General features: G+C 62.8%; 17 protein-coding genes and 1 tRNA gene. 10 read left to right on the top strand and 8 right to left on the bottom strand.

Annotation, left to right across the window (positions count from 1 at the left end; translation table 11 throughout):
- Window positions 1-185: 185 nt before the first annotated feature.
- On the bottom strand, window positions 186-776 hold the full coding sequence (locus IVB27_RS13415) for a hypothetical protein (RefSeq protein ID WP_247444041.1): 591 nt from the start codon (window positions 774-776) through the stop codon (window positions 186-188).
- Between IVB27_RS13415 and IVB27_RS13420 the strand changes: the two genes are divergently transcribed.
- The 3 genes from IVB27_RS13420 (at window position 764) to IVB27_RS13430 (ending at window position 2,422) form a co-directional block, all read left to right on the top strand.
- Window positions 764-1,462: a Crp/Fnr family transcriptional regulator gene (locus IVB27_RS13420; RefSeq protein WP_247444042.1), complete on the top strand. Its 699-nt coding sequence runs from the start codon at window positions 764-766 to the stop codon at window positions 1,460-1,462. The two genes, IVB27_RS13415 and IVB27_RS13420, sit on opposite strands and share 13 nt — an antisense overlap.
- A 157-nt stretch (window positions 1,463-1,619) precedes the next feature.
- On the top strand, window positions 1,620-1,997 hold the full coding sequence (locus tag IVB27_RS13425) for an Hpt domain-containing protein (RefSeq protein ID WP_247444043.1): 378 nt from the start codon (window positions 1,620-1,622) through the stop codon (window positions 1,995-1,997).
- A 176-nt stretch (window positions 1,998-2,173) separates the two neighbouring features.
- Window positions 2,174-2,422, top strand: coding sequence for a hypothetical protein (locus IVB27_RS13430; protein ID WP_247339500.1), 249 nt, complete (start codon window positions 2,174-2,176; stop codon window positions 2,420-2,422).
- Between the two features lie 81 nt (window positions 2,423-2,503).
- Here IVB27_RS13430 and IVB27_RS13435 read toward each other — a convergent pair whose 3' ends face one another.
- The gene (locus IVB27_RS13435; protein WP_247444044.1) at window positions 2,504-3,124 is read right to left on the bottom strand and encodes a LuxR C-terminal-related transcriptional regulator; all 621 of its coding nucleotides are present in this window, start codon (window positions 3,122-3,124) and stop codon (window positions 2,504-2,506) included.
- Window positions 3,125-3,462: 338 nt separating this feature from the next.
- Between IVB27_RS13435 and IVB27_RS13440 the strand changes: the two genes are divergently transcribed.
- The gene (locus tag IVB27_RS13440; RefSeq protein WP_247444045.1) at window positions 3,463-4,626 is read left to right on the top strand and encodes a hypothetical protein; all 1,164 of its coding nucleotides are present in this window, start codon (window positions 3,463-3,465) and stop codon (window positions 4,624-4,626) included.
- 558 nt (window positions 4,627-5,184) lie between these two features.
- Window positions 5,185-6,399 (top strand): EAL domain-containing response regulator, encoded by a 1,215-nt coding sequence (locus tag IVB27_RS13445; protein WP_247444046.1) that lies wholly within the window; start codon window positions 5,185-5,187, stop codon window positions 6,397-6,399.
- A gap of 7 nt (window positions 6,400-6,406) precedes the next feature.
- On the opposite strand, the gene IVB27_RS13450 is transcribed toward IVB27_RS13445, so the two are convergent.
- The 5 genes from IVB27_RS13450 to IVB27_RS13470 all read right to left on the bottom strand — a co-directional run bounded on the left by IVB27_RS13450 (window position 6,407) and on the right by IVB27_RS13470 (window position 13,510).
- Window positions 6,407-7,267 carry a DMT family transporter gene (locus IVB27_RS13450; RefSeq protein ID WP_247444047.1) on the bottom strand — a complete coding sequence of 287 codons (861 nt, stop codon included), beginning with the start codon at window positions 7,265-7,267 and terminating at the stop codon, window positions 6,407-6,409.
- A 641-nt stretch (window positions 7,268-7,908) separates the two neighbouring features.
- Window positions 7,909-10,368: a S8 family peptidase gene (locus tag IVB27_RS13455; protein WP_247444048.1), complete on the bottom strand. Its 2,460-nt coding sequence runs from the start codon at window positions 10,366-10,368 to the stop codon at window positions 7,909-7,911.
- Between the two features lie 14 nt (window positions 10,369-10,382).
- Window positions 10,383-11,366 carry an AAA family ATPase gene (locus IVB27_RS13460; RefSeq protein WP_247444049.1) on the bottom strand — a complete coding sequence of 328 codons (984 nt, stop codon included), beginning with the start codon at window positions 11,364-11,366 and terminating at the stop codon, window positions 10,383-10,385.
- 357 nt (window positions 11,367-11,723) lie between these two features.
- A tRNA-Ser gene (locus IVB27_RS13465) sits at window positions 11,724-11,813 on the bottom strand.
- Between the two features lie 548 nt (window positions 11,814-12,361).
- Window positions 12,362-13,510 (bottom strand): ROK family protein, encoded by a 1,149-nt coding sequence (locus IVB27_RS13470; protein WP_247444050.1) that lies wholly within the window; start codon window positions 13,508-13,510, stop codon window positions 12,362-12,364.
- Window positions 13,511-13,855: 345 nt separating this feature from the next.
- Between IVB27_RS13470 and rplU the strand changes: the two genes are divergently transcribed.
- The 3 genes from rplU (at window position 13,856) to IVB27_RS13485 (ending at window position 15,366) form a co-directional block, all read left to right on the top strand.
- A complete protein-coding gene (gene rplU, locus IVB27_RS13475) occupies window positions 13,856-14,251 on the top strand; it encodes a 50S ribosomal protein L21 (RefSeq protein ID WP_247444051.1) in 396 nt (131 codons plus the stop codon).
- Window positions 14,252-14,347: 96 nt separating this feature from the next.
- A complete protein-coding gene (gene rpmA, locus IVB27_RS13480) occupies window positions 14,348-14,617 on the top strand; it encodes a 50S ribosomal protein L27 (protein ID WP_018459863.1) in 270 nt (89 codons plus the stop codon).
- A gap of 155 nt (window positions 14,618-14,772) precedes the next feature.
- Entirely contained in the window at window positions 14,773-15,366 is a 594-nt protein-coding gene (locus tag IVB27_RS13485; RefSeq protein ID WP_247444052.1) for a GNAT family N-acetyltransferase, read from the top strand.
- 3 nt (window positions 15,367-15,369) lie between these two features.
- On the opposite strand, the gene IVB27_RS13490 is transcribed toward IVB27_RS13485, so the two are convergent.
- Complete coding sequence (locus IVB27_RS13490; protein ID WP_247444053.1) at window positions 15,370-16,284, bottom strand: DMT family transporter; 915 nt, start codon at window positions 16,282-16,284, stop codon at window positions 15,370-15,372.
- Between the two features lie 144 nt (window positions 16,285-16,428).
- Between IVB27_RS13490 and IVB27_RS13495 the strand changes: the two genes are divergently transcribed.
- Together IVB27_RS13495 and obgE are read left to right on the top strand one after the other, a co-directional pair.
- A complete protein-coding gene (locus IVB27_RS13495; RefSeq protein ID WP_247444054.1) occupies window positions 16,429-16,908 on the top strand; it encodes a MaoC family dehydratase in 480 nt (159 codons plus the stop codon).
- 114 nt (window positions 16,909-17,022) lie between these two features.
- Complete coding sequence (obgE, locus tag IVB27_RS13500; protein WP_247444055.1) at window positions 17,023-18,063, top strand: GTPase ObgE; 1,041 nt, start codon at window positions 17,023-17,025, stop codon at window positions 18,061-18,063.
- The last annotated feature ends 20 nt before the right edge of the window (window positions 18,064-18,083 follow it).

An 18,083-nucleotide genomic window follows, 5' to 3' on the forward strand; every position in this document is an offset into this window, starting at 1 on the left:
CGTTGTTCGGCTCCTGCTCGAACTTCACAAGCTGATTGTCCACCGTGTCCAGGCTCTCGCCGGTTTCCGTCAAAAACTCCCGCAACAGATCATCCATGAGCTACGCCTTACTGACCTGGATCTCGACGCCCGAGCCGCGCTTGGCATGGACGGAAGCCCTACCTTGGATCGTTAGACATCCCCTTTCACGGTCCCGTTAATTTCATCCTCCGTGCTAATACGGATATTGAAGAGAAGTTTGTCGTTCGACCGCATGCGACAGCGTTTTTCGGCCAGACCGGCACCACGCCGCGACGGCCGCACGCTTTGGGTAAACGTGCCGACAACAGCAAGGCCAAGCGCGCAGGAAAGCCCTGCTCGTGAAGCACGATATGCACGGCCTTCGCGGAATTGAACCGAGCCGCCTGCAATCCGGGGCGCTCTCGCCACCGTCGCTTGGTGCTTTGCCGGGATTCGCCAGATCCGCCTTTTGCGGTAAACGAACGGTTACCCGCGTCCGCTGCGGCCGGTGCCGCGCTAACCGAGGCGCCACGCCGAGGCAAGGTCGCCGTCGGGACGGTGCTCCGCAGACAATCGTTGATGGCGGCGAGCGACGCGATCATCCTCTGGACGCGGATGTGCACGCGGTCGCAGCCGCGGACGGACATCTTGTCCCAATTGCCAATATGTCCCGACGGGAACATGATGAAACTTACCCGGGCAGCAAGCAGTTTCGCGTGCTGCGACTCGCTGGTCCAGGAGACGGGAGGCAGCTTTGGAAACGATGGTGCGTTCATCCAACGGTTTCCTGTCCGCGCTGTCGGCAGACGATTATGAATTGATCCGCCCGCATTTGCGTATGGTCGATCTGCCGCATGAGGCGGTGCTGGTCGAGACCGGCGAGACGCTCAAGCGCGCCTACTTTCCCCACCGCGGCGTCATCTCGCTGGTGGTGGAACTCGCCAGGGGCGAGCATGTGCAGGTCGCCATGATCGGCCGCGACAGCCTGCTCGGAACGCTCTCGACCATGGGCGATGCCTGCGCGCTGAACACGGCGATCGTGCTGGTTCCTGGTTCCGCCTCCGTGATGGACCTCGACGTGCTGCGCGTCGCGGCCGACCAGAGCGGCACCCTGCGGACGCTACTCACGCGTCACGGGCTGGCGGTCTACGCGCAGGTCCAGCAGACTGCGGGCTGCAACGCCGCCCATCCGGTGGAATCGCGGCTGTCGCGCTGCCTGTTGCACACCCATGACCTCTCCGGCGACTTTCGGCTGCTGCTGACCCAGGAGGCCATGGCGCAGATGATCGGAGCGCGGCGCAACAGCGTGTCGCTGGTCGCCAATACCTTGCAGCAGGCCAATTTCATCCACTACACCCGCGGGCACATCCAGATCCTCAACCTCGACGGCCTGCGCCAGACGGCGTGCGAATGCTACGCCACCGTGAAGGCGCAGTACGACCGGTTGCTCGGCCCGCGCTGACCGGCGCCGCCGCGTGGTGAACCGGCGGCTAATTCCGGCCTGCAAACACCGATCATCCTGCTATCGGAACTGAAATCGGGATGCCGTAGACACGGGCCTGACGCGCAGCCGTTACGGGCCGGGCGGCAAACGGACCGTGATCGAGGCAGGCAAAACCATGTTCGAAGTCACCGTCGCGGCGGCACAGACAGGGCTCGATGCCGAGCCCGCGCGCGAGCCGGGCGCGTACCAGGCGCTGGTGCGCGAGATAGGCGAGGACGGTGCCGGTGAAGTGCGCGACGTGTTCTGGTGCGAGACCTGCGCGCGCCTGCAACAGTTCCGCACGCTCTCGCTCGCGCAGCACCACGGCAGGATCGCGCGCGAAGCGCATTCGCTGAAGAGCGCGGCCGCAACGTTCGGCTATGTCAGGCTCGCGGCGCTGGCGCTGCGGCTGGAGATGACCGCGGAGATGCTGGGTGGCCCCGAATTCCGCGATCTCCTGGACCTGATGGACGCCGCCTACGCCGCCGCGCGCGCGCAGGAGCCCGGGGCCTAGATTCTTGGAGGCCTAGATTCTTATTGACGCGTTTTCTTCACGCGAACCGGCATCCACTTCGCTCGAAAACGCTCTGACCACTCATGCGTGCATCCCCGCCGTACTTCTACGGTTTGGGATTTTCACAGAAGGCTAATCATAAGTGGCGATAGTCACCGGAAACCAGGAGGGTTTCCATGTTCACCTACGAGACTGCGGACCAGAAAGAGGTCCGTCGCTTCCGCATCGCACAGTTCAACGGCCGGATGGCGACGGTGACCGCTGGCGAGGCGACGGTGACTGGCTTCGTGCGTTCGGTGCTGGTGCAGGAATCGAGCACACCGCCCCGCTGGACCATCACCATCATTCCCAACGGGCCGAAGGAAGAGCTCAAGCCGCTGCGGCCCTCGTCGCGCGCACGTCCGTTCGCTGAAGATTATTTCTGAGCGCGATCGGGCTCCGGGCTTTATCGCGAGATTGCTCGGGCCCGGCCCTCGCCGCCGACGGGCGGCACGGCACAAGAGCCTTCAGTCGATCGAATGCAGCAGCGCCGCACGGACGAGATCCGCGGTGTTGCGCGCACCGAGCTTGCGCATCGCCTCGGCGCGATGGCTCTCGAAGGTGCGCGGACTGATCTGCATCCGAAGCGCCCCCTGCTTGTTCGAATAGCCCTCGCTGATCAGCCTCAGCACCTCGCGCTCGCGCTTGGTCAGCCGCTTCTGGCCTGACAGGCCGAGGATTTCGGCGCTCGGCACCCGCTGCGGCGCGCGTGCGGTGGCCTTCGATTCGGCGTCCTCGGTCCTGGACGCGGTCGGCAGGCCGCCCTTGTGAGAACCGGCAAGCTGCTTGACCAGGCCACAAACCCGCTCGGTCTGCGCCAGCGCATTCTCCACCACCCGCTGCAAATAGGCACGGTCGCCCGTCACAGGCGCGAGCTGATCGCTGTGGTGCTTGATTTCGCCCATGTAGAGCAGGAGGGCAGTGAGGGGGCCGTTGAGCTCGCGGGCGATGGCGGCGGCCATTTCGTCGGCCGCCTTGGCACGGGCGGCGTTCAGGCGGACGGCATCGAGCTCTTCAGTTGGAGCAGCTTTGCTTTCGTACCATTCCGAAGGCCGCGAATCAGTGGCCGTATCATTCTGTGACCCCATGTCACTCTTTAGCGGAACCCAGACCGATCTGTGATTAACTTTTTGCTCCGTAAGACTACGGTCATTTTGGCAGTTTTGTGCTGAAACACCGGCGTAGGCACACTTTGTGCTTGAGTGGCTTCGTCCCCCAATATGCTTAGGTTGATAAATCTGCCCAAATGCTGGGCAGATGGGCCGGAGCCTTTTAACCATCGCATCCCCGCCGAATACCGCTGCTCCCGGACTTTACGGATAAATTAACGGCGGCTTGCTTCTCTATGTCGCACTTGAGAGCGCGCAAATGCCTCCATGCATTGGGCCGGTAGGCCTGCTGGAATCGTTGCGGAAGATTGCGTGCCATGAACGAGATCGACCAGCTATCGGACTTCCTGCAGAAGCTGACGCCGCTGTCGCGCAGCTGCCTGCTCAGCGAGATCGAGCGGCTTGAGCTATGCGGCATCGACATGCCCGGCGCGGCCGATATCCACTCCAAGCTGCGGGCCGAATTTCGCAAGGACGGATCGAGCCAGGCGCGCGCCACCAGCCCCTCGCGATATTTCTTCGCGCCGCTCGAGCTGCTCCTGATCGACGGCGCGCCCGAGCACGCCAATCTGGGGCGGATCTCGCGCAACACCCTCACCCCGATCTGGGAGTGGATCTGCCGCGACCTGCTGCCGACCATGGCGCGCGACTACATCAAGGCGATCAACGACCAGGTCGCCGCCAACAACCCGAAGGAAGTGCTGAAGATCGCATCGACCTTCCAGACCAAGGTCGTCAAGGTTCTCGAGAGCACGCTCGCATCGGTGGAGAGCACCGAGTTCGCGCGCGGCAAGCTCGCGCAATACACGGCGTCGCGCACCGCCTTCGACGACGTGAAGAAGATGCAGCATGTGCTGCGCGCCGGCGCTGCGCTGCCGAAGTTCAACGAAAAGCTGCCCGAGAAGATCGCGAAATTCGACGACGGCCAGGTTACCCAGATCACCGCGCAACTCGACGCCTTCAAGAAGGCCCATCCCGAGGCGCTGCCATTCGCGCTGACGCTGGTGGCGAGGCGGCTGAAGACGTTCTGGCAATTGGTGCGCCTTGCCACCAAGGCCGCCGCGAGCAAGAGCGCCGCGGATGTTGCCGCCACGCCCTATGCCTTCGTCGTTCACATGGTGCTCGACCAGCTCGACGACAAACGCCTGGCTTTGCGTATCGCGCTTCGTCACAACCGGGTGCTGGTCGCGCGCGACCTGCTCACCGAGATCTACGACACCGAATATGCGCTCAAGGTGCGCATCGACGGCATCGAGAATTGCGAATGGGGCATTCGCCTCCAGCAATTGATGGACGCGATCGCGGCGCTGGTGTCCGCCGAGGTAAGCCGCTTCCCTTCCAATGTCGGCCACATTCTCGGCTCGCGCCGGCTGCGCAGCCACGACACGCTCAGCGGAAAGCTGAGCTATCTGGCCTGGAAGGGACGCGATGCGATCGAAGACGGTGCGGCCGCGCTCCGCAAATTGATCGGCCAAACCTGATCCCGCGCTACTGCGCGCGCGGCAGGCACAGGAAGCGATCGAGAAATCGTCCTGACAGCACGAATCTGAACCACCAATACATTATTCGCCGCGTCGTCATTGCTGCGATCCCTGACAGCCCACCACCGGCTGCCCAGAGCAATAGCGCAGCTGCAGCAATACGCATGTGATGTGCTTCACAATGGCGCCGGCGCAGCCGGACGCATCGTCGCAGAACCGTCACGAGCGAAGCGGGAACATACGCGCATCGCGCGAAGCCCACGGGCAATTGAGGCGGCCATTATTCAATTGGGCGAAGGCGCGCGCGGCTTCGTCCAATTGCAGGACAGTGCGCGTGCATACCGCCGCACCGCACGTCGCGAAAATCTCCGTTGATTGCCGCACACCTGCGCGCGCCGCGCGGGCAGACGTAAAAACTTCTCCAACGAGATCCCGACAATTTTAGACATGATGGGTGCTTTAACGTTACCCAGATAATTCAACAATCGACTGAAGCCTTCCATATTTGAAACTGCTCACGTCGCTAACACACCGGTCGCGGAACGGGAGTGGTTTGCGATGAAAGATGAAACTGTTGAACTCGCTGGACGAAGGCCAAAAACCTTCGGACGACGAAAGGTGACGCCGCGCGCATGCGTGGCCGACGGCAAGCGCCATCTGCGCGCTTTTCTCTCCGAAGTGCTGGAGGATCTCGGCTTCGTCACCACCGAATGCGCCAGCGCCGACGAGCTGCGAACGGTACTGGCGAGCGAATTGCCCGACCTGATCCTGCTCGGCATCGCTGCCGACGGCATCGAGCCAGGCATGTTTCTGGAGACGCTGGTGCGCGAGGCATTCGACGGCAAGGTTCTGGCCGTCGGCGCCCGCGAGTCGATCATCGTCAGGGCCGTGCAGCAGGTCGGCGAGGAATACGGCCTTGCGATGCTGCCGCCGCTGACGACGCCCTTTGCCGCGGAGACGTTGCGCGATCGCGTCGCGATGCTGCTGCCGAACGAGCCGGCGCCGAGCCCGGCCGTGCATGTCGGCGAGGCTCTGCATGCCGGCTGGCTCGAGCTTTGGTACCAGCCCAGGATCGACGCGCGCACGCTGATCCGCAGCGGCGCCGAGGCGCTGGTGCGGATGCGGCATCCGACCTGGGGCGTGGTGCCGCCGGCCTATTTCATCCCCGAAGAGCACGACCCGCATCTGCGCGACCTGTCCGAATTCGTGATCGAGCGCGCCATGCAGGACTGGCACTATCTGCTGGAGCAGCAGAGCCCGGTCGATCTCTCGATCAATTTGCCCGCGTCGTATCTGACGGAGCCGCAGGCCGTGCGCGATCTCTGCCGCCGCATGCCGACGCATCCGGCGTTCGGCGGGCTGACGATCGAGATCGACAGCGACGAGGCGATCCGCGACCTCGATCACCTCGCCGAGGTCGCCCGCGAAGTGCGCCTGCACAATATCGGCCTGTCGATCGACAATCTCGGCGCCAACTGGCCGTCGCTGATGGATATGGACAAGATTCCCTTCATCAAGCTGAAGGCCGACCGGCACTTCGTCACCGGCAGCGGCAGTGACCGCCTCAAGCGCACGGTGTGCCGCCACATCGTCGAGCTCGCGCAGGGCTACGGCGCCGGCACCGTGGCCGAAGGCGTCGAGAGCCGCGCCGATCTCGTCGCGGCGAACGAGCTCGGCTTCGACTGCGTGCAGGGCTTTCTGTTCGGCAAGCCGATGCCGCTGAAGAAGTTCGCGAGGAGCACGCTGACGCGGACGGTGATGGGAGGCGCGTGAGGCGGCCTCAGGCAAACCGCCGCGCGAAGAACACGCAGGCGACCACCAGCGCGGTCGCGGCGATCATGCTCCAGGCGACGGGCTCGTGCAGCAGCCAGCCTGCGAGCGCGAGGCCGAAGAACGGCTGGAGCTGCTGCAACTGGCCGACGCGGGCGATGCCGCCGATCGCAAGCCCGCGATACCAGAAGATGAAGCCGACGAACATGCTGAACACCGAGACGTAGGCGAGCCCGATCCAGGCGGGCGCGCCGACGCCGCTCCAGGTCGACGGCCAGGTCAGGATCACGATCGGCACCATCAGCGGCAGCGCCAGCAGCAGCGCCCAGGAGATCACCTGCCAGCCGCCGAGGCGACGCGACAGCGCGCCGCCCTCGGCGTAGCCGAGCCCGCACAGCACGATCGCCGCGACCATCAGGAGATCGCCGGTCAGCGATGCGGAGCCATCGTTGGAGAAGGCAAAGCCCGCCACCGTGGCGCTGCCGAGGACGGCGAACAGCCAGAACATCGGCTGCGGCCGCTCGCCGCCGCGCAGCACGCCGAAGATCGCGGTCGAGAGCGGCAAGAGGCCAATGAAGACGATCGAATGCGCAGACGTGATGTGCTGGAGCGCGAGTGCCGTCAGCAGGGGGAAGCCGACCACGACCCCGATGGAGACGATGGCGAGCGAGACGAGATCCTTCCGCTGCGGCCGCGCCTGACGAAGCAGGCCGAGCACGGCCACACCGATCAGTGCCGCGATGACCGCGCGCGCGGACGTCAGGAACAGCGCGGAAAAATCGCCGACCGCCACGCGCGTCGCCGGCAGCGAGCCGCTGAAGATGATGACGCCGAGCAGCCCGTTGCCCCAGCCGCTCCCGGAAGATTGCATGCTCATCTCGCTTTTTGGGTGATGATCATCGGCCTTTGCCGATGGCGTCGGCCAGCGTGCGTGACGATCAAGTCCCACGTCTTCCGCGACCGGACAACAAAAAACTCGAAAACAACCCCATGCACAGTAGCCGGCGGCTGCAAGATCAATGACTTACGCGAGGGGGCGGAGTCGTGTGATGCGGCGGGCAAACTTTCAAGAGCGATGCGCGGCGAAGCATGATGGGTCTGAACCGGCACTGGAGCGCGTTATTGCCGACACTGCTGCCTGGTTTCCCGAGGTCGGCAGAGATTAGCGTCGGCGGACTCCGGATGACATCGCGCGTCATTTGACCCGTCGGGCAAAACAGGGGCAAGATGGCTTCATTGAAGAGCGTGTGATCTGCAGGGACGTTACGCCCCCGGCGGGGCAAACGCAGTCGAGGATATCTTAGCTGAAGAATCGCCCTTCAGGCAAACGCATCCCGATCAACCCGACTTCGCGCGCAGGCGACGTAGAGTAATTGCCTTTCAGTTCTCAAAAATGTCATCGAGCTCTGCCTCGTCCGCAGCGGCTGGGATGCGGCGCGAGACGTGAATCCGCATGCAGAGGCGATCGTCTCACGTGGGTATATGCGATCAACAATCGAGCCACCCGCTTCTTCACGCAGCAGGTATCGGAACCTCAATTTTGGTGGCAATCGCCGTATAGATATCGACGTTTGCTCCAGGTGCCCTCACCGATACGATTAGCGCATACCGAGCCGAGCGGTCCCAACGCTGAAGCGCGGGCTTTTCTTTCCACCAGCCGCTGATCGGGAACACGCCGATCGCATCGCGCTCAGCGAGCTCAGCCGCACTTCCACGCCAGATGTCCGAATGGATAGATCCCTTATCGCGGATCGGACCAAGCACCCAATTGTCGCCACCTACCGCGGCTCCAGCCTGCCCCTCTTCTTCCGCCTCGGCAGCCTTGTTGATACGCTGACGAAATTGCTGGAGACTCTCCAGTGATCGCTTCACCGCAAAACGGATCGAATGAGACGAATAGCGATGCCGTCGAGTCCATCCCCGTTCCCCGGGATTGGGCTCGACGAAGTAGGACAAGGTCAGCCGCAACTCGACATCATGCTCCCCTAACGCGAGCAATTCGTCTCGAGGCCAAGGCAAGCGGTGAAGGTTCATGCTGCGAGTCTTTATCGTCGAGCCATCCTTCCGGAACGGCAGAAGCGCATCTTCGACGACTAAGGTCGCATCGTCCGTCGCACTCATCACTGCACGACCGATATCCGGTACGCCCCATCCATATCGGCGAAGCATGGCCACCTTCTGTGACTGGGCAGCCCCCTCGATCTGCGCGCGCATCGCCGGTGTCCATTCGGCCGAATGCACCGCGAGAGCTCGTACAGTTTCCGGCCAGAGTTCGGGCCGCGCGACCAGAACACCGGCGCAAAGGTGCGAACCCAACGCCGCAGCCGCGCTCGTGTCGCCGAACGTCTCGAAGAGGCGCATTTGCGGGCGGTAGTGCGTCGTTAGGAGTTGAAGATCATCGATCGCAGAAGCTGGATTGACACCATCATGGGCGAAGTTACCACCTTCAAAGACGACGTCTGGTCGGATTGGCCACTGACGATCCCAGATGCCAGACGTTCGGCTCGCCGGGGATAAGTCGCCGGCCGGCGCCACTGGCTGCCAACCGTCAAAGTCGGGATGAAAGATACCGATCTTGTCTGTGTATGCACCGACAACCAAGGGATTCCACGCTTGAGCGGGGCTCTCGATCTCTTCAAGGTCGTTTCGGTCAGGATAGTCCTCAGCCGCAATTTCGCCTCGCAGATTACCCGCAGAGAGCACCATAAGGCGCCGGCGGTCGCCACCTCCATAGCAAAGCTGATCGATGGCCGCCGACCACGATGATGGGCGACCGCGACCAAGACCGACTTCGCTCGTCATTGCCAAGCAAAACACGCGTCGGCGACGTGGAGCCTGCCCCTCAGCCTTGACAATGCCGGCTTCGGTGATTGCTCCATAAAGTTCGGGATCGTTCTGGCCAGCCGGCGGCAGAATTTTCACTGTCTCCAGCCGATGGCGTAACTCGACCTGACCACCATGGTTTAGCGCTGCTTCGAGATCGCCATAGAGCGCGACACCTGACATCGACGTGCCGTGGCCGTTCCAGTAAGCGCTATCGCCCACGCCCCAGTCCTTGTCATAGGCGTGCTGGTCAGCAGCATCCAAGCCCGGCTCGATCAAGGGGTGCGCGCGAGTCGCTCCGCTGTCGAGAAGGCAGATTGCGGGTGCCGCAGCATCAGGTGGTTCGACCCGCTCGGTCAGATTGCCTACCCAGCCGGCCTGTTCAATTGGCCGCATTTCGAGAAAAAGCGTCGGCGTATCCTTGGCGATACGCAGTTCAGCCACGGCGTCACTGTTATCGACGAGCCTCGCTATCGTTTCTTCGTTGGCGAGCGCCAGGATCACATCACGTTCGGGAAAGCTGATGGCATGTTCCTTTAGCGCCACGTTTAGGCGCTGCGCGACATGCCGAAGTGTCTCCAAGCGACCGTCACGAACCCAGACCTCCCACCACGCCTGACGACCAGCCCCCGGGAAGAGCGCCATACTGTCCGTGAAAAGCGAACGAACGGCTCCAAGGCGAACATCCTCGATTCGAGCGACCAAAGCTTCGTTCCTGGGCTTTCCCGACTTCGAGTTCTTGTCGCGATATGTCTCGACCTTTTTGGCAAAGAACTCGGCTGAGCGTTCAGGCACGAACACGGTGGCCGAGACCATCTCCTGATTATCAGCGGCGGGCCTAACGGCGACGAGTTCAATCTCGGCGGGCTTGTTTTCAAGACCTTCGACGGCATCCCGCTCCGCAGCCGGGATCTGGAATTCAAGATAGAACCCCTTCTCGCCTTCAGCGACCGCTTGGTCGCGAGTCCCGAGCTTCTGTCGAGCCTGCTGGACCGCGGTCCCGATCGCGCGGCCGAGCTTTTCTGCGTGCTGCGCTCTTACCCGCGCTGGAGGCAGTCCCGTGATGACAATGCGCGGCGAAGTGTACGGCTCGGATTCACCGCCACCCTCAAGATGAAAATGCGGCCGATTGCGCGGCGGTCGGGCCATCTATCGACTGCGCCTCAACTTGTGACGGCTCGGCGCTCCGCCAACGTCGAGAGCAGCGTCGGCGTTTTGATCTCATCCGAGTCTTCGAGCACGGCGATTTTCGCCGCCTCGTCGGCTGCCCGTGAGACTTCCGCCTGGCTCAAGCCCGCAGTGGCTTCCAAAACCGATGTCCAATTGATGTCCGAAAGGTCGTACCCTGTCAGATGCGACTCCAATATGCCGAGCGCGATCTCCGGGTCCGGCAATCCGTAATTAATGACGTCGTCGAAGCGACGGAAAACGGCCTTGTCGAGCAATTCGGGATGGTTCGTCGCGGCAATAATCAGGCTCGGCCCATCGTCGTTTTCAAGGAACTGAAGGAACGAGTTGAGCACACGTCGGATCTCGCCGACATCGTTCGGCTGCGAACGTTGCGAGCCAATCGCATCGAACTCATCGAAGAAGTAAACGCCACGCTGGACCGCGATGGCGTCGAACACGAGGCGCAAACGTGTGGCCGTCTCTCCCATGAGCTTGCCGATTAGGCCCTGATATAAAACGGCAAACAACGGAAGCTTCAGTTCGCCCGCTAGAGCCGAAGCCGTCATCGTCTTGCCCGAACCGGGGGGGCCAACGAGCAGCACCTTGCGACGTGGCTGCAAACCACGCGCGCGCAGACGCTCTTGCTGACGCTGTTCGGTCAGGATACGCGCTAGTCGCGCCTTCAGCTCAGGCCCCAGCACCATGCTATTGAGGCGGATGTCGGAATAGCGGGCCGAGAGCAGATTACTGAGTTCGCCCTTTGGCTGGGCAAGCGGGACCGGCCCCGCGCCGCGCCGCCCTACATTGATGCCCTTCCCCTTTGCAGCATCGATCAGCTCGCGCAGTTCCTGGGCGAGCTTGCCGTGGCCCTGCCTTGCCTGATGCGCAGCGAGCTGCGTCGCAATGGAGAGGAAGCGATCCTCATCCCCATCGATATGACTTTGCAGCAGCGCGACGATGTGGCGAGCGGTCGTCATAGTCCTTATTTCACGATCTCGTTCCGGAGCCGTCCTGTACCGACATTAGCAAGCGACTACGGCCTTGTATCCAGCAAAGCCGCCCTCACCGCTCCGACTAAGCTTTGCTTTCACAAGTTTCGTCAGCTGTCACAAGCCTTTCAGTCGGCAACAATTCTACCCATAGGTGGTTAAAGTTTCTCGCCCTCGGCCAAGCATCAGCCAATCCGCTTGATAGAAGGGACAGGACAGCGCCCACGTTCTTGCGGCTCAATGTTGCCCGACGGACCTCGCCACGAGTCTGGGACGTGATGCGCCGTTCGTCGAACGCGGGCGGCCTTGAAGCGGGCGCTTGTCGCCGGTACCTGGAGGATCAATTGGCGGAGAGGGAGGGATTCGAACCCCCGATAGGCTTGCACCTATGCCGCATTTCGAGTGCGGTGCATTCGACCACTCTGCCACCTCTCCTGAAGGCGCCAAGTAAGGAGCAGGGCCCCTGTGGTTGGGGGCGTTAATAGGCGAGGATGGCGGGCCAGACAAGGCGCGCGAGCGGAAAATCAGACCGGTTTTCCGGCCGGACCCCACGATGTCGCGGGGGCGATGGGAACGACCCTCGGATTTCGGCGGCAGTTTGAGCGAATTGGGCGTGAACCGTTCGCCGATGACCCGGCGCGAGCCCAGAGGCGGCGCCATCGCCGCCCGAATCACCGGTTTCCCGGTAAGCCCATAGGTGACCCCCAAAGGGAGGTGGGACCGCCAGACGCGGTAAACACTGGCGGTCCCGTGCCGCTCATTAAAATACTGGCTGGGAAGGGCGGCTTCGCCGGCCAGGTGAGGCGACGATTCGACCCTAGCGCGCGGCCCGTGCGCCGCAACGCAAACCGGCCCTTAACCTAACCAGTCAAGGTTACTCTGGAGCCGTTTCCGTTCCGATGAAATCGGAACGGGTCTCCAGATTGTTGTTTTGGCGTGTTTTCCTGACGCGAACCGGCATCCACTTCGCTCGAAAACGCTGGCTAGTCGGCCTTGTTGCCGTTCTTGCTCTTTTTCTTGCCGTTGTCCGTGGAATCCCGGTCTTTTCCGTTATCTTTGCCTTGGCCGCTGTCCTTGCGGCGATTGGTGAAGCGGGCATTGCCGAGCCCGGTGCCGATGGTGAGCACGCCCCAGCGATCGACGTCCTGCATGAACGGCACCTCGGAGAGCCCCTGAACCACGCCGTCATTGTGCATCAGGATCGCGGTGTCGTGCTCGCCGATCTCAGGAATGCCCTCGATCAGGCTCGCCGGCAGGTTGAACTTGCTGCTCTCCCAATTGCCCGGCAGGTTCTGCGCGCCCTTCTCGATCGAGCCGTCCTCGTCGATCACGCCAGGACAGGCGATGCCGATGAAGGGTGCCAGCTTGAAGCCTTCCGCCTCGGCCTCCGTGATCAGCCCCTTCAGCATCTTGGTGAGCCGCTTCACTGCGCCTTCGCGCGTCGGCTCGTCGTCGGCATGACGCCACAGCTCGGACTTCACGACCTTGGCCTTCGACAGGTCTTTTGCCTTTTTCCAGCCGGTCTCGACCAGGCCGCAGCGGATGTTGGTGCCGCCGATATCGACGGCGAGGATGCTGTCATAGGCTTCGAAGATCCATGACGGCGCCAGATGCAGCGCGCCGATCAGGCCGGCTTCATCGGGGTGATGGCGGATCGGCATCATGTCGATCTTGAAGTCCTCGGATTTGAGGATGATCTCGGCGCGGGCGATCGCGAGCTCGCCGAGCCGGGAATCGCGGAAACCGCCACCGACCACGATCCGCTCGGTCTTGGCCCAGGCCTTGGACTTGAGGAAGCGGCGCGTGACGTAAGCGAGCTCCTGCGCGAAGTCCTCGATCGCGCTGTGCACGACCGCGGAGGCCTCGACATCGTCACCGACCAGGATGGCATCCAGGGTCTTCTTGCTGACCTCCTCCGACGGCTCCTTGCCGAACGGGTCCTCGCCAGTCTTGCGCAGCGGCTTGCGCCAGCGATCGAGGATCTCGCGGAACGCGCCCTTGCTGGCGCGGTCGCCGAGAAAGCCGTCGTCGTCCTTCATCTCGATGTTCAAACTGTCGACGTCCACCGACGGCAGCCGTGCCGCGCCGTGGGTGGCGATGCCCGTCGTCTTGACCAACTCTTCCGTTGCCATGGATGCCCCCTCGCCCTTTGCGAACTTCGTCAGGACAACGGCGGCGGAACCGGTTGGTTGCAGCGCGGCGCGGGATTCAGTAGAGAGCTCCGATCTGGCCCAAATCCTTCAATTTCGGGCCGTTTTCGCCTGCTTTTCCTTGACTCCCGGGAGCGAGCGGCTATAAATCCCGCAACCGGCGCGGGGCGTTTCTCGCGCCGCTTGTTTTTGCGTGGGTTTTCAAAGGGATAACTCCCGCCCGCACAAAACTCGCATAAACCCATATTCGCATAAACCCGCGACTGACAAAAAGCCGGCCCCGACACTATGTCGCGAGGCCGGGAATGAACACGAAGGAAAACAACGATGTTCGCAGTCATCAAAACCGGCGGCCGGCAGTACCGCGTCGTTCCGGATGATGTCCTGGAAGTAGGCAAGATCGAAGGCGAAGTCGGCTCGATCGTGCAATTGAACGAAGTTCTGCTGGTCGGCGGCGACACGCCGCTCCTGGGTCTGCCGACGGTTGCAGGTGCGTCCGTCGCGGTCGAGGTGCTCGACCACAAGCGTGGCCCCAAGGTCATCGCGTTCAAGAAGCGCCGCCGCAAGAACTCGCGCCGCAAGCGCGGCTATCGCGACGAGATCACGGTGCTGCGCATCAGCGAGATCCTGACGGACGGCGCCAAGCCCACAAAGGGCCCGCGTCCGAAGCGGGAAAAGGTCGTCAAGCCAGAGACCACGACCGAAGAAGCCGACGCCGCATAATTTGATCACGCGCATCACGAAGTGATGCGTGAGAAATTGTGAAATGATTCCGTCAAGGAATTGATCTAGAAATACGTAAGATTTCGGAGACGAGCCATGGCTCACAAAAAAGCAGGCGGTTCATCGCGCAACGGTCGCGATTCCAAAGGCAAGCGCCTCGGTATCAAGGCGTTCGGCGGGGAAGTCGTGATTCCCGGCAACATCATTGCGCGTCAGCGCGGCACCACCTGGCATCCCGGCCTTAATGTCGGCATGGGCACCGACCACACTTTGTTCGCCAAGATCGAGGGTCGCGTAACATTCCAGGCCAAAGCCAACGGTCGCACCTTCATCTCGGTGCTCCCGCTCGCAGAGGCGGCTGAATAGACGGTGGGTCAAATTTGGAGTCCGCCGGGTCCCAGACCGAACCGGCGGAGTCCTTGAGATCAAAGAGATCGAAGGCTCCAGGGGAGGCGGGAAACCGGCCTCCCCTTTCGTTTGACTTGCTCACTTTTCACTTAGTGACTTCGACGGAGCCGGACATGTTGCAGGATTTTTCGAGCACGACCTTGCGGGAGACGAGACCAAGCGTCGTCGCCACCGAGCGGCTGACCTTGCGGCGGCCGACCCTCGCCGATGTCAGGACCATCGCCCTCCTGGCCAACGACCGTCGCGTCGCCGAGAACACCCGCCGCCTCCCCCATCCCTATTCGCAGGACGACGCCGTCGAATTCGTCCGCGCCACCGCCGCGCTCGGCAGCGAGACCGTGTTCCTGATCGAGCAGGACTCCGGTCCGGTCGGCATGGTCGGCATCGACCGCTCCACGCCCGACAATGCCGAGCTCGGCTATTGGCTCGGCGTCGAGCATTGGGGCCGGGGCTTTGCCACCGAGGCCGCACGCGGCGCGATCGACTTCTTCTTCGAGGAGTTCGAGGACGACCATCTTTATGCGGGTGCACGCGTCACCAATCCGGCGTCGCGCAAGGTGCTGGAGAAGTGCGGCTTCCAATGGAGCGGCGTCCAGCTGCACCGGTTCCTGGCGCTGGGCTCGTCCACGCCCGTCGACTGCTTCCGCCTCTCGCGCAGTGTGTGGGCGTCGCTGAAGAGCTGGAGCAGTGCGAGGCGCGTGAGGTAGGCACTACGCCGGCGGATTCACCTCTCCGCCGGCGCGGCCGAGATCGCGCTCACGCAGGTAGATATAGAACCCGGCGCCGATGATGATGGCGGCGCCGACGATGGTGGCGACTTCAGGCACGTCGCCGAACACGACGAAGCCGAAGATCACCGCCCAGACGATCATCGAATATTGATAGGGCACGACGACGCTGGCCGGCGCCAGCTTGAGCGAGCGGTTGACGCAGAACAGCGCGGTGACCGAGACGCATCCCGCCAGCGCGAAGATCACGAGGCTGCCTGATGTCGGCGGCACCCAGTGGAACGCCGACAGCACAGCGCCCAGCAAAAACGTGCCGACGAATTGCGACGACGCCATCACGATATCGGGCGTCTTGCGCAGGCTGCGCGTGATCAGCATCAGCGTTGCGAAAGAAAGACTGCCGCCAAGCGCGATCAGCGCCGGCAGGCTGATCGTCTGCGCCGACGGCCGCAGCGCGATCAGCACGCCGCAGAAGCCGATCAGGATCGCCGTCCAGCGCCGCCAGCCGACCTTCTCGCCGAGGAAGATCGCCGACATCGCGGTGACGAAGATGGGGCCGGCGAGATAATAGGTGATGACGTCGGCGAGCGGCAGATAGACCGTCGCGAGGAAGAAGGCGGCCACTTCCAGCGTCGACAGCATCACGCGGAAGAGCTGAAGGCCCGGCCGCTCCAGATGCCGGAATTGGTGACGCTGCCGCCAGACCAGCGGCGACAGCAGCAGCAGCGCCGCGCAGGCGCGCAGAAACAGCAGCTGCCCCACCGAATAAGTCCCGACCAGGAACTTGCCCATGGCATCGCCGAACGAGAACATGAAGATCGACAGCACCATGAGCGCAATGCCGGCGAGGCGCGCCGAGCGCTCGTCATAGGCCGAGAGATTTTTGAAAAGGGGCATCGAGCGCCGTTGTAATGACGCAGGCCGCCGGGACAAGCCCGCGTTGGACGAATTGAACGGATTGTCGCACTCTTCGCGTCGAAGTAGCGATAGGCTGCCCACGAACGCAAGAGCCAAGAAGAGAGCCAAGAAAAGAGCTAAGACATGACCGACTTCGATCCGGCCCGGCATCGCATGATCCCCGCGCAACGCTGGTTTGAGGATTTCGTGGTCGGCGAGCGCTTCGTGCTGCCGAGCCGCACGCAGACCAATGCGGTGTTCGCGGCGTTCCAGACCGCGAGCGGCGACACCCATCCGGTGCACTATGATGTGGAGTATTGCCGCAGCCGCGGCATGCCGCATTTGCTGGCCCACGGTTTTCAGACCTTGATCCACACCGCACCCGGCGCGGGTCTGTTTCCGTTCATGGTCGAGGAATCCCTGGTCGGCTTCCTCGAGCAGTCGAGCCGGTTCCTCAAGCCGGTGTTCGCTGACGACACCATCTATCCCGCGCTCGAGGTCGTCGAGCTGGTGCTGGGACGCACGACCGGCACGGTGACGCTCAAAAGCACCGTGTTCAACCAGCGCAAGGAGCTGGTGCTGGAGGGCACGCAGAAATTCCTGATCCGGCGGCGGCCGCTCTGACGCCGTCCTGGACCTGGTCTTGCGGTTAAGCAAGGCCCATAAATCGCCGAATTTCGGCCGATTTGCGGGTCCATCCGGGTTGCCGCGCGGGACCGGCTGGCCTACCTATGGCCGATGAAATTCCTCGACGAAGCAAAGGTCTATATCCGCTCCGGTGACGGCGGAAACGGCTGCGTGGCGTTCCGCCGCGAAAAATTCATTGAATTCGGCGGCCCCTCCGGCGGCAATGGCGGCCGCGGCGGCAATGTCATCATCGAGGTCGCAGACGGCCTGAACACGCTGATCGACTATCGCTACCAGCAGCACTTCAAGGCCCAAAAGGGCGAAAACGGCGCAGGCTCGGACCGCCATGGCGCCAACGGCAAGGCGATCGTGCTGAAGGTTCCCATGGGCACGCAGATCTTCGACGAGGATCGCGAGACCATGATCCACGATTTCACCAATGTCGGCGAAAAATTCGTGCTGGCCGAGGGCGGCAATGGCGGCTTCGGCAACGCGCATTTCAAGACCTCGACCAACCGCGCGCCGCGCAATGCCAATCCCGGCCAGCCCGGCGAAGAGCGCTGGATCTGGCTGCGGCTGAAGCTGATCGCAGATGCCGGCCTCGTCGGCCTGCCCAATGCCGGCAAATCGACCTTCCTCGCCAAAGTCAGCGCGGCCAAGCCGAAGATCGCCGACTATCCTTTCACCACGCTGCATCCGCAGCTCGGCGTCGTGAATGCCGACGGCCGCGAATTCGTGCTGGCGGACATCCCCGGCCTGATCGAAGGCGCGCATGAAGGTGTGGGTCTCGGCGACCGCTTTCTTGCTCATGTCGAGCGCTGCCGCGTGCTGCTGCATCTCGTCGATGCGACTTGCGAGCATGCCGGCAAGGCCTACAAAACGGTGCGAACGGAACTGGACGCCTATGCCGGGCAGCTCACCGACAAGATCGAGATCGTCGCGCTGAACAAGATCGACGCGGTCGAGCCGGACGAGTTGAAGAAGCAGAAGGACCGGCTGAAGCGCGCCGCCAAGAAGACGCCGCTGCTGCTCTCCGCCGTCACCGGCGATGGCGTCAAGGAAGCGTTGCGCGCGCTGGCGGAAGTGATCGGCGAAAGCCCGGTCTCCGCCAAGGCGAAGAGCGCGGCCGAAGCCGAGCCGTGGTCGGCTTGAGCTGGTCGGTCTGATCTGGT

Source organism: Bradyrhizobium sp. 197 (genome assembly GCF_023073375.1).
Taxonomy (GTDB): domain Bacteria; phylum Pseudomonadota; class Alphaproteobacteria; order Rhizobiales; family Xanthobacteraceae; genus Bradyrhizobium.